6 protein-coding genes are annotated in these 13598 nt (G+C 34.8%); 3 read left to right on the top strand and 3 right to left on the bottom strand.

Annotation, left to right across the window (positions count from 1 at the left end; all coding sequences use genetic code 11):
- Positions 1–95: 95 nt before the first annotated feature.
- Together C1X07_RS11025 and C1X07_RS11020 are read left to right on the top strand one after the other, a co-directional pair.
- Positions 96–2774 carry a glycoside hydrolase family 19 protein gene (locus C1X07_RS11025; protein WP_103070076.1) on the top strand — a complete coding sequence of 893 codons (2679 nt, stop codon included), beginning with the start codon at positions 96–98 and terminating at the stop codon, positions 2772–2774.
- Positions 2775–2868: 94 nt separating this feature from the next.
- Positions 2869–5478 carry a glycosyl hydrolase family 18 protein gene (locus tag C1X07_RS11020; RefSeq protein ID WP_103070075.1) on the top strand — a complete coding sequence of 870 codons (2610 nt, stop codon included), beginning with the start codon at positions 2869–2871 and terminating at the stop codon, positions 5476–5478.
- Between the two features lie 387 nt (positions 5479–5865).
- Here the strand turns inward: C1X07_RS11020 and C1X07_RS11015 are convergent, their stop codons facing one another.
- Entirely contained in the window at positions 5866–6582 is a 717-nt protein-coding gene (locus C1X07_RS11015; RefSeq protein WP_103070074.1) for a LytR/AlgR family response regulator transcription factor, read from the bottom strand.
- A gap of 343 nt (positions 6583–6925) precedes the next feature.
- Between C1X07_RS11015 and C1X07_RS11010 the strand changes: the two genes are divergently transcribed.
- Entirely contained in the window at positions 6926–11629 is a 4704-nt protein-coding gene (locus tag C1X07_RS11010; protein ID WP_103070073.1) for an Ig-like domain-containing protein, read from the top strand.
- A 90-nt stretch (positions 11630–11719) separates the two neighbouring features.
- Here the strand turns inward: C1X07_RS11010 and C1X07_RS11005 are convergent, their stop codons facing one another.
- Together C1X07_RS11005 and C1X07_RS11000 are read right to left on the bottom strand one after the other, a co-directional pair.
- Positions 11720–12166, bottom strand: a complete 447-nt coding sequence (locus C1X07_RS11005; RefSeq protein WP_103070072.1) for a hypothetical protein — start codon at positions 12164–12166, stop codon at positions 11720–11722.
- Positions 12167–12493: 327 nt separating this feature from the next.
- Positions 12494–13447, bottom strand: coding sequence for a bifunctional helix-turn-helix transcriptional regulator/GNAT family N-acetyltransferase (locus tag C1X07_RS11000; RefSeq protein ID WP_103070071.1), 954 nt, complete (start codon positions 13445–13447; stop codon positions 12494–12496).
- Positions 13448–13598: the final 151 nt, after the last annotated feature.

The following is a 13598-nucleotide window of genomic DNA, read 5'->3' as shown; positions in this document are numbered from 1 at the left end:
TATTTCATTAAAAAGGGGTAAATACACTACTTTAGGATGTAACTAAAACAAACGAAAGAAACTAACTATTTCTTTAACACAAAATTATCTTAATAATGGCACACAAACTCACTACTCCAAAAACCCATTGGGTTTTATTGGAGAAATCATGGATGATGATTTTTACGGTATTATTCTTAACCGTTAATTTAACCTTTTCTAACAGTTTTAATAATTACACCGAGGTATCAAAGGCAAATGATACTTTTATACTAGAAGAAACCTCAAGCTCTTTTAATCCAGTTCAAGCAAGTGACTTGATAAATAAAGATTTATGGAATACATTATTTCCCTATCGCTTTGGAGCTAAAGATACAGGAGGTGGTGTATGGGTACTTGACCCCAAAGATGATTTCTATACATTCGAGTCCTTTATTGAGGCTATTAATAGAATGAGCAAGATCAAAGTGATTTTTGATAGAAGATGTGGTACAAACGCATATAGAATTACTCGTGTTGATAAGGTAACAGGAGCAACAACAATTATTCGAACAGATGTTGATTTTGATGCTCCAAGAAATGCTGATAAAGAAATTATGACCGAAGAGGTGGATTATGGGTCATTTTTGGCAGAGGGAAATCTAGAAACCAGAAAAAGAGAAATCACTGCTTTTTTTGCAAATATCTCTCATGAAACCACAGGGGGATGGGCAACAGCTCCTGGTGGTCAGTTCTCTTGGGGATTACATTTTAGAGAAGAACCAACAAATGCTTCTTATGCCTACCCAGATACAAATTATCCCCCAACTCCTGGAAAATCATACAAAGGGCGTGGACCAATACAACTATCGTATAACTATAATTATGGTCCTGCTAGTGAATTTATATTTGGAGATAAGCAAGTGTTATTAGATAATCCAGAAAAGGTTATTCAGGATGCAGCTTTAGCATTCCAGACTGCCATTTGGTTTTGGATGACACCTCAGTACCCTAAGCCATCGGCTCATAACGTAATGGTAAATAAATGGGTTCCAAATGAGCTTGATAAAACAAAAAACAGAGTTCCAGGTCTTGGAATGACAGTAAATATTATTAATGGAGGAGTCGAGTGTGGTCAAGGCACTGAAAAACCTCAGGTGTTAGATAGAATAGGATACTATCAAAGATTTACAGGTATTTACAATATAGGAACCGATATGGATGGAGTACATGATCTATCCGATTGTGGTTGCAAAGATATGTCTAAGTATGGTGGTGATTCTGCAGATCTTACAGCAGAGCCTTGTGCCCAAAAACCTGTGGTAACATTTTCTAGCCCTAAAAATAACCAGATGTTTGAACAATCTAGTTTTTCAGCTATTCCTGTGAATTTAGAAATTGATGAAAAAAATACTAGATTAGTTAGCGTTTCCACATCTATAGGAAGTCAAACTTATAGTGGTACTACATTTAATTGGACACCTTCTAATTATTCAAGTCATATTTTGACAGCAAACGCTGTATTTGAAAATGGACTAAATATAACATCCTCTATCAAAGTTATCATATGGGATGGCGTAAATCTTGATTGTCAAGAGATTCCAGAATGGGATGATTCTAGAATATATAGAGATAAAGATAATTACGTTAAACACAATAACAAGGTTTATAGAAATAAATGGTATGCCGGTGCTGGTAGTGTTCCAGGAAGCAATTCTGTATGGGAACTAATTAAGGATTGTGGTACCTCTACAGGAGTTGCACCTGTAATAACTTGGGAGTCACCGAGTAATGGACAGGTGATAGAGCAAACCCAACTTACAGCCGTGACTTTAAAGGCTAGTGCAACAGATAGTGATGGTACAATACAATCATTTACATTTAAGCATAATAATACTACCCTTAATACAACTCCTTCAGGAAATAGTTATACGGCTAGTTTTACTCCGACAGCGTTTGGTAATGTAACAATTACGGCATCAGCTACAGATAATCAAAATAGTACTGCTGAAAAAAATATCACTTTTACTATAAAAGAAAAAACAACAGGAGGTAATACTCCACCATCAATAACCATTACTTCACCAAGTAATAACGCTTCTTTTGATGCAGGAGTTTCTATTCCTGTAACTGTAAACGCATCTGATAGTGATGGGACAGTAACTAAAGTAGAATTTTTTAATAGTGGAACAAAAGTTGGAGAAAGCTTAACCAGTCCTTATGATTATACAATCACCAACACAACTGTAGGAAATTATATTTTAACAGCTAAAGCTACGGATAACCAGGGTGGTACTTCTACATCTACTGCCATTACTATTGTAATTAAAGATGTAGGAAACGGAAACTGTGCAAACGTTCAGCAATATGTTGCGGGTACTTCTTACGGATTACATGAAGAAGTTAAAAATGCAGGTGAAAAGTTTGAATGTGACATACCAGGCTGGTGCTCGTCGACGGCTGCATGGGCATATGCTCCAGGAACAGGTGCTCACTGGCAATTAGCATGGACAAAAACAGGAACATGTGCTGCAAGAACAACAAATCTGGAAATAGCTTCGAATGATTATTCTGTGTTTCCAACAGTAACTCAGGATATTGTAAACTTTAGAATAAAAAATGAAAAGGCTTCTTGGGTAAAAATTAATTTATACCATATTTCAGGAAAACTTATTAGTACAGAAACTTTTAGTGGAAGACAAACCAAAAAAGTTAATTCATTTACTCAAGATCTGTCAAATCTCAAAAAAGGTCTTTATGTATTTAAAATATACATAGATAATGATGTTTATTTTGAGAAAGTCCTTAAAAACTAAGTTTTTAAGAAAAACATTTCGGGTAGTTATTTACTTAGTGACATAGCTACCCGATTATATATCGCAAACACACAAACCATTAACTATATTAATCATGAAAAATTTTTATACATTTTTACTAGTGTTTTTTTGTGCCTTATACATACAGGCTCAATACAATTTTCCAACCTGTAATCCAGAATGGAATGCTAGTAATGTTCCTTATACTCAAGGGCAGGAAGTATCTTACAACAGCGTTAATTACAAGTGTAAATATTACACCAGTGATGCTCCAGGTGCAGGCTCCTGGGAATTAATAGGGCCATGTGGGGATGGCGGATTAGGACCAGATTATTCTGGAAAACAGCGTATTATAGGATACTTGCCTACCTGGGTAGCTGATTACGATATTAAGAATAACTTCAAACCCGAGGTGGTTACACATTTGAATATTTCTTTTTTGATGTTTAAGCAAAATAACAATGACTATAACAGTAGTAACTTTGCTTCAGTTTCTTTTGATGCATTTCAAGAAAGAAAAGTAGATTCAGTACTTAATGATCTTGGAGTTTTACAAAAAGCAAGGGCAAAAAATGTAAAAGTTTCTGTAGCTCTTGGGGGAGCAACTGATTTTGCTTTCTTATGGCTTATGAATAAATATCATAATAATGATGCCAAATTAGATGAAATTGCCACTTTAATCGCAAATTACGTAACCACTAATAATTTGGATGGTATTGATTTGGATATGGAATGCTGGTGGGCAGATCCAGCAATAAGTGGGACATCTGATCAAGGAGGTCGTGTAAGAGGAAGTAAATGGGGAGACAGAGATCAAGGACCTCACCCTGCGGGAATCGGGCTAACAAAATTAAGCCAGAAACTTAGAGCAAAAATGCCTAATAAACTTATTACTGCGGCAGTGTTCGGAACTTCATGGTACGGAAACAATTATGACGATGGAATAGCCGATTATATGGATTGGATAGGGCTAATGACATATGATTTTACAGGATCATGGGATGCATCTCCAGAAGGACCTCATTCTGCATTACATAAAGTTCCTCAAGGATTGTATACTGGTCAAACTGCAGACAACCCTATTTATTCTGCTCAGGATGCCTTAGAATATTGGATGGGATTTGCTCCTCCAGCGTGGAATCACGCAGGTGGTTTTAATGTACCTAAAGCCAAAATTGCATTTGGAGCGCCGATCTATGGATACGATTTTTCTGAGAAAAAACCGAATGGAGGTAACGGAGCTAAGTTTGTCCCTTATAAAGATATTATAGAAGAATTTCCAAATGCTGCTACAAGTTATGATCCTAAGGATGCTAGAAAATTGGGTGGGTTTATAGGAGAAAAGAATAAGAAGCTATACTATAATACACCAAAGCTAGCTGGTGAAAAAATGAAATATTCTAAAAACTATGGACACCAGGGGTTGATCATTTGGGAGCTAACTCAAGATGCTAGCTATAACTCTTCATCGAGTCTTTTAAGAGCAATTAATGAAGCTGCCGGAAATAATACGCCTATAAATGACGCACCTGTAGTAACATGGGAAACGCCAACTAATAATCAAATAATTGAATTGACGGCATTAGCACCAATAGCATTAAAAGCCAATGCTACAGATTCTGATGGAACCATTCAATCTTTTGTGTTTAAACATAATAATACACCTATAAGTGCAACTGCAAATGGTAGTAGCTATACTGCCAGTTTCACTCCTACAGCTTTTGGAGAAGTGACTCTAGTGGCTTCTGCTACAGATAATAAAAATGCAACTTCAGAAAAGACAATAGTTTTTACTATAAAAGAAAAGATAATAGGAGGGAATACACCACCTTCAATCTCGATGATCGAACCACAAGACTTAAGTGTTATCGAGCAAACAGAATTGTCTGTAATTCAATTGAAAGCTACAATAAGTGACGATACTCAGGTTAGTTCTGTATCATTTTTAGTAAATAATACTGCGGTTACTACAACCCAAAATGGTAACCAGTATACAGCTAGTTGGACTCCAAGTGCTTTTGGAGATGTATCATATAAAATAACCGCAACAGATAATGAAGGTTTATCTTCAGAGAGTAATACTGCGTTTACTGTAAAGAAAAAAGTTGGAGGTGGAGTTTGTGATGGTGTAGAAGCATGGAAAGCTGATAAGACATATGCTACTGCAGGGCAAAAAGTGACTTACCAAGGTAAATTGTATACTAATAAATGGTGGACAAAAGGAGAAACACCAGGAAGCAGTTCTGTTTGGGAATTTGTCTCAGATTGTAGTGGAGCAGGAGGTACTTTTTGTGGATTTGATCAATGGGTGTCGTCTATAGCTTACAATGGAGGAGATCAAGTTTATCACAGTACAAAAATTTATAAAGCCAAGTGGTGGACAGAAGGAGAAACTCCTGGAGGTAGTTCTGTATGGGAATTTGTTTCTGATTGTGCAAAAAATGGTGTTGATATGTATAACTCTGTCTCTTTTCAAACATTAGTTGATAATACGATAAACTATCAAATTACTACTACTAAAGCTTCAGAGGTAAGAATAGATTTATATGATATATATGGAAAATTGATAAAAACCAAATCTTATAGAAGATACAATGGAAGTAAAAGCTTTGAACAAGACCTATCAACGTTAAAAAGCGGAATTTATATCTATAAAGTTAATATCGATGGAAATGTATTAACTAAGAAAATAATAAAAAAATAAGAGTAAAGTCTTTAAAAAGTTACAAGGAAAGTGATGGAGTTATAGAAATGTCAAAAAAGGGTCTTTGCGTACTGATTTTCCAGTACAAATTGAGACTCGTATTTGACAAAGTAATGATTCTGAACCATTCTAGAGATAGATATAATTGATTGTATAATAGGAAGATCAGTGAAGGATTATAAAAATTGAGTTAGAAAAACATGGCATTGAGAATATATATGATGTGATTAAAATTTTGTTTGTTATGTTTTGAATCATGTTGTGAATTGATGTAAATCGTTTACACATAGAAAGATCCGGGTTATGCCCGGATCTTTGTTGTTATGATATTAATAGTTAAAAGGTTATACAGCTTTAGCTTTTTAGAACCTTCAGGAGTTGTATGAGCTAGCTGGTAACTCCGTTTATAATTTTATTCTTGACTTCTTTTAAATAGTTTCTTCCTATAGGGAGCAATATGTCATCAATCTCAATACAGTTTTTATCAATTGCTTTGATTTTGTTAAGGGCTATAGTGTAAGATCTATGAATCCTAATAAAAAAATGCATGGGGAGTAACCGGGTAATGGCAGATAAATTATAGTGAGTAACGTAGTCTTTATAATTTGTTTTTATAATAACATAGTCTTTTAAACTCTTTATGTATAGAATATCTTCAAAATATACCTTTATCATCTTTTTATCTACTTTGATGAAAATATGATCTTCAAATTCAGGAGTGGATATTTGTGAAGATTTGTTCGCGTGATTAAGAATTTTAGAAGTTTTATGTAAAGATTTAACCAATCGTTTAATCGAAATAGGTTTTATAAGATAATCTACAACATCTAGTTCAAAACCTTGCACAGCATAATCCTGACTTGAAGTGGTTATGATAATAAGAGGAGGATTATTTAAGCTTTTGATAAACTCTATGCCATTAACTATTGGTAAACAAATGTCAACAAAAACTAAATCAATAGGATTATTATTAATAAAGTCGAAAGCATCTATTGCATTATTGCAGGTAAAAACTACCTCAAAGCGCTCAAAATACTCTAAATGGTTTTTTATAATATTGATAGCCAGTGGATCATCATCAATAAGTAAACATTTTACTTTCATTTCATTAGGTTTTTTTAGCAGTTATACTACGAGTAAATATTCCTTAATTTACATCTTTTATAATGAATAAAACTTATTTCCTACCTGGATATTTAACCAAATTTATTCTTTTTTATTGCCCCCATTTTTTTGAAGACGATATAAACACTCCTTTTTTCCTATAGAAATTGTAGAATAATGAAAAATGCACCTTATTCCTGTTTTCCTTCTGAAAATCTACAAATTGTAACCATTCAGCTAATTAGTTTTTTTTAACTCGTGTTTATTTCTAATTTTTCATTCGGAAAACTACAACGTTTTCGTATGTAATAACACAAACTATTTTAACTTAAGGAAGAAAATTATGAAAAAATTAAACCAAACTGTTATGGTCTGGCGGTTTCAAAAAATGTATTTAAAGGCATCATTGCTTTTAATGTTAATGTGCATATCGAGCATTGCTTTTGCACAAGTAAATACCGGTGGAAGCGCTACGACCTCCAACCACCAAAAACAAGTAATAGGTTATATAACTAACTGGGACGCCTGGAAAACTAATACTGCAGGTGTTCCTTCGGCAGGAGCTTTGACTCACCTTAATATTGATTATTCTAAGTATACTATTTTGAATTATTCGTTTTTTGGTGTAGCAAGAGATGGATCATTACATAGCGGTGATCATAGAGATAAGAAAATTCATCAAGCAGGAGTTACCCAGGCACCTAAAGATATATTCTTTACAGATATATATAGTAGTTGGGATATGCATATTCTATTCGGAGAGATAGACCCAATTCAATATATTAATGAAGATGCAAAAAGAAGAGCAGAAGCTCAAGGGTTTCAGGTTGCGCTCCAAGGAAGTACTTGGACACATCCAACTTGGGGTCTAAGCGGATCACTACCATTACCATTGCATAAAGAAACAGGTGCTCCTGGTCTTCTTGAATTGGCACACCAAAAAGGAGTTAAAGTTATGGCTTCAATAGGAGGATGGAGTATGTGTAAGCACTTTCCAGAAATGGCAGCTGATCCAGTAAAAAGAGCAAAATTTATTGAGGATTGTAAAAAACTAATTGCAACAGGATTTGATGGAATAGATCTTGACTGGGAATATCCTGGACCTTTTGCAGGAATGAATTTTACAGGAACCCAGGCAGATTTTGCTAATTTTGAAACGTTATTACAAGAATTACGTACTGCCATTGGTCCTACAAAATTGATTACGTCGGCAATGTCTGCTGATCCAAGAAAATTGGATGGGTTTAATTGGACTAATGTAGCATCAAACATGGATTATTTTAATATGATGACCTACGATTTTAATGGTGGGTGGTCTAACATTGCTGGTCATAATGCACCAGTATATCCATATACGGGAGCAGAAGTACCTTTTTTTAACTGGCAATCGACTTTACAAAAACTTGTAGAATTAGGTGTTCCTAAAAATAAAATTTGTTTTGGAGCACCATTCTATGGTAGAGGTGTGATTACTGAAGGTAATGCTGATCTTAATGTAAAAACAGTAAAAAGATCTGAGAATATACAGCCGGATGGACCAATAGAAACGTGTGCGGATTATACGAATTGGCCTAAAAATGTGTATGATGGTACACCAAACCATTTCTTTATCAAACAAAAAGCACTATCTCCTAATAGTGGATGGACCAGAAAATGGGATAATGAGGCTAAAGTACCTTATTTAGTTAATGGGAAGTATTTTTTGAGTTATGATGATGAAGAGTCTATTGCAGTTAAAGCCAAATTTATTAATGATAATGGATTAGCTGGTACAATAGTTTGGACAGTGTATGGTGATCTCGAAATTGGAGGTTCTGTAACTTCATTCGGACCAAAACTAAAAAGATGGTCTAATGTGAAGTCACCTTTAGTAAACAAAATAAATGAAGTTTTTGCAACTGGAGGACCAGGAGGAAATGTAGCACCTGTAGTTAATATAACATCACCTGCTAACAATGCTAATTTTGCGGTTGGAGCAACTATTGCAATTACGGCAAATGCTTCTGATAGTGATGGAACTGTTACAAAAGTTGAGTTTTATAATGGACCAGTAAAATTAGGAGAGGATACAACATCTCCTTATGAGTTTTCTTGGCAAAATGTAGCCGAGGGTAGCTATACACTTACAGCTAAGGTTACAGATAATGAAAATGCTACAGGAAATTCTGCTGCTGTTTCGATAACAGTAGGAAATGGACCTCCTAATGTACCTCCTACAGTAAGTATTACTTCACCAAATAATAATGATACTTTTATTGCAGGAGCTTCAATAGCAATTACCGCTGATGCTCAGGATATTGATGGAGCTGTCTCAAAGGTTGAGTTTTATAATGGTCCCACAAAGTTGGGTGAAGATACCACTAGCCCATTTAGTTTTACAATTACTAATGCAGCTGTAGGAGAATATGCTCTTACTGCCAAGGCTACTGATAATGAAAATGCAAGTACTACTTCATCAGTTGTTTCTATTACTGTAAATAGTGATACAGGTGGAGGATGTGCTAATATTCCTCAATATGTTGCGGGAACATCTTATGGTCAAGATGACGAAGTTCAAAATGTAGATCAAAAATTCAAATGTAATGTTCCTGGATGGTGTTCTTCTAATGCAGCGTGGGCATATGCGCCTGGTACTGGAGCACATTGGGAGCAAGCATGGTCAAAAATTGGAGACTGTGGAGGAACTAACCCTAATGTTAGTCCTACTGTAAACATAACTTCGCCTGCTAACAATAGTACTTTTCAAGAAGGAACTGCAATCTCAATCGCGGCTAATGCTGCAGACTCAGATGGTACAGTTGCTAAAGTAGAGTTTTACAATGGTCCTACAAAGCTAGGAGAAGACACGACAAGCCCATATGAATATGTATGGCAAAATGCTGCTGTAGGAAATTATGTATTAACGGCTAAAGCAACTGATAATCTAGGAGCTTCAACCACATCCTCTGCTGTAAATATCTCAGTTAATGGGGTTAATAATGATCCTCCTTCGGTTAGTATAACCTCACCTGCAAATAATTCTTCTTTTGATGAAGGAGCCTCGATCTCTATTACAGCAAGTGCTTCTGATACAGATGGTACAATTACAATGGTAGAATTTTTTAATAATGGTGCTAAAATAGGACAGAGTGCTTCGAGTCCTTATAGTTATACAATTACTAATGCAGCGGTAGGAAATTATGTATTAACAGCTAAGGCGACAGATAATGGTAGTGCGACTTCAACCTCTTCTGCTGTGTCGGTTTCTGTAACCGCTATCGGCGGAGGGAACTGTAATGGGTTACCACAATATGTTGCAGGTACTTCATATAGTCAAAATGAAGAAGTGCAAAATGTAGATCAAAAATTTAAATGTAATATTCCTGGGTGGTGCTCTTCAGCAGCAGCATGGGCTTATGCACCGGGTACTGGAGCTCATTGGCAAGATGCATGGTCTAAAATCGGAGATTGTGGCGGAGGACCAGGAGGAAATGCTCCTGTAGTTAATATTACATCTCCTGCTAATGGAGCTACATATACAGCAGGAAACTCTGTTACAATCACAGCTAATGCTACAGATGACGGTACAGTTTCTAAAGTAGAATTCTTTAATGGAACTACAAAGTTAGGAGAGGACACCACTAGTCCATATTCTTATACAATTACTAATGCTCAGGCTGCTAGTTATTCGTTAACAGCTATAGCGACTGATAATGAGGCTAATCAAACTACATCAGAAGCAGTAACTGTAAGAAAGAAAGTAGATGGAGGAAACAATAACTTACCAAGTAAGATATTAGTTGGATATTGGCATAATTTCAATAATGGATCTACAACTCCGAGGCTTAGCGAAGTTTCAAGAGATTGGGATGTAATTTGTGTCGCTTTTGCAGAACCTAGAGCAGGAAGCACATCAGATATGCAATTTAGCCCTTATGAAATTTATGCAGGAAATACACAAGCCTTTATAGATGATGTGGCTACAGTAAGAAGTAGAGGACAAAAAGTTTTAATCTCTATTGGAGGAGCTAATGCCAGAGTGGAATTAGGAAATGAAACTGAAAAAAATGAATTTATTAGTTCAATGACTAATATTATCAATACTTATGGTTTTGATGGTCTGGATATTGATCTTGAAGGAAGTTCTCTTTCTTTGGCTAGTGGAGATACAGACTTTAGAAGCCCTACTACGCCAAAAATTGTAAATCTTATTGCAGCGACAAAAGCTGTTAGAACAAAAATCGGAGCAAATCGCTTTATATTAAGTATGGCTCCTGAAACGGCTTATGTACAAGGTGCTTATGGTAATTACTCTGGAATTTTTGGAGCATACCTGCCGGTTATTCATGCATTACGTGATGAGATGAATTACATTCATGTTCAACATTATAATACAGGATCTATGTTTGGTAGAGATGGTCAGGTGTATCAACCAGCTACTGCAGATTTTCATGTAGCTATGGCAGAAATGTTAATAACAGGATTTCCAGTAGCGCAGACAGGACTTACTTTTCCAGGGCTTAGAGCAGATCAGGTGGCAATTGGTTTGCCTTCTTCAACACAGGCAGCAGGAAGTGGATATACTTCTGAGGCAGTTGTACAACAAGCATTGGATTATTTAATTAAAGGAGTGTCTTATCCAGGTAGATCTTATACTACAAGTGCGACCTACCCAAGTTTTAGAGGTTTAATGACATGGTCAATAAATTGGGATTTAGTTAATACTTCTAGATTCTCTTCAAGTCATAGAGCATATCTTGATGGATTAGGAGCCCCTGCCGTGGCTAATAGATCAAGTGAGGTAGGAAAAGTATTTCCAAATCCTCTTTCTGGAAATATGATAAACGTAGCACTAGATGGCAATCTCTCAAAATCTACAGGTTCAGATTACTTCAGATTTCAGATATTTAATACTAATGGGATTAAAGTTTATGATTTCCAAAACAATAATCTTCAAAGAGGAGAAGATGTTAAAAGTTTTGATATCGGAGATTTAGAATCAGGAATGTATTTTTACACTATATCAGTTTCCAAAAACAAAACAACTGGTAAAATAATTAAAGAATAGTTAATTTTAAAAGTGTAATATTATAAAAATGGAGTCCAGGTAACTGGACTCCATTATTTTTTGTGTTCTATTTATAGTGGGTAAGAAAGATCAATTGACTCGTTGATAATTTTCTGCTAAAGAATAATGCCCTTCTTCGTCTATATTGATTTGTTGGTATGAATTTTTACTCATAATGAGTTCAAATTTAAAGACCTGCATAGTGTCTATTATTTTCATCATGGGACCAGATGCATATTCTAAATGTTCTTCAAGAATACCATCTTTAATACTATAGGTTCCATATCCAAACCATTCATTATCGTCTTTTGGGTCAAACCTGGTCCACATCACTTTTCCTTTACTATATATCTTAACTTGGCGATATCCATTTTGATTTAAAACAGTATCTGATATTTGATTATCTTCATATAAGTATTGATGTTTTAGTTCCCATACACCTTCAAGGTTATTTGGCTCAGTAGCAGTATCCTTTTTCTCCTGCGTAAGGGCAAGGAGAGAGCACATGCCGAATAAAATTAGTACAAAAGTTTTCATAATCGAGAGCTTTAAAGTCTGTATCTCATTAATTTACGAAATTTTATGGAAATCATAATGATAAAGAACCTCTTTTGTGATAGTTTTAAACCTTGATATAATGGATTAAAACGAGGTTTGTTTATTTTTAAACGGATTAAGTATAATATGTAGTGTTTTGGTAAAATTCTAAAAAATTAAATGCTATTTTGGGAACACTTGTTTTTAGATTAAAAACAATAAGCTATAATTCGGCGTAGAAGAACTGAGGTAAAACATCTAAACAAATCACTATAAAGGATTCTGAACTCAATTCTTATGTAACGCCGAGATTATAGCTATATTTTTTTAGTCTAGGATCAATTCCATTTGGATATTGCATCGCTCATATGGGGTTGGGTGACCTACCACTTTTTTGAATCCTAGTTTTTGATATAGATTAATTGCGGGCTTTAGTACTGTGTTGCTTTCTAAATATATTTTTTGGGCACCTAATGATTGTGCTTTGTCAATTATGGCTTTACCTAATGCCCAACCAATACCTTTACCTTTTACAATTGGAGAAACGGCCATTTTTGCTACTTCATAATCATAGTGCGAATCATTCATTTTTAGTAATGCACATACGCCTACGGGTTCTTTTTTATACAATGCTATTAAGATCTCTCCACCATTATCCAGTATGTATTCTTTTGGATGATCTAACGCCTTGAGATCGGTTTCTTCCATTTTAAAGAAAGTAGTTATCCATTCTTCATTAAGTGCCCTGAAAAGGGCTTTATATTTATGATTATATGGGATGATTTCTACTTCTTCTATTTCTCTGGTTTTCTTTTCTTCTTTAACCCGTTGGTACATTGATTTTTGCTCTAAAAGAAATTCAAATTCTTCAATAGCACGCCACATATTATGTTTACTTTGGTTTAATGTAATTTCTACGGCCTTTTTGACATCAGTATATTGCTCTTCAATTTGCTTGGCCATTTGTTTGCCTTTGGGAGCTAATAGAATATTGTTTTTTCTGCCGTCATTTTTATCTTTTTTTTCACAGAGGATTTGTTCTTGAACCATCTCTCGAACGATTTTGCACACGGATGGGTGCGAATGCCCTATTAAATTGGCTATTTCTGTAATAGATTTTGATTCATTTTGAGATAGTACATAAAAGACAGGAAACCATTTTGGTTTTAAGTCAACCTCGTACATCTCATATATTTTTGCTGCATCTTCAGCCATTCGTTCACTTAGCATTCTCATCCTGGTACCTATTGCAATAATGCCAACATTATCAAAAAAACTCATATATATAATTAATTACGTAATTGGTTACGTAAATATAATAATATATTTTATTCTATCAAAACTGAATTTTTTTTAATGTTTTAAAAGTAAGGGAAGGCAATAAAAAAATCCGACCTCTCGATCGGATTTTATATATAATAAGTATATTCTA

This window comes from Aquimarina sediminis, assembly GCF_002895435.1.
Classification (GTDB): Bacteria; Bacteroidota; Bacteroidia; order Flavobacteriales; family Flavobacteriaceae; genus Aquimarina; species Aquimarina sediminis.
This window is presented reverse-complemented; position numbering and strand designations above follow the sequence as displayed.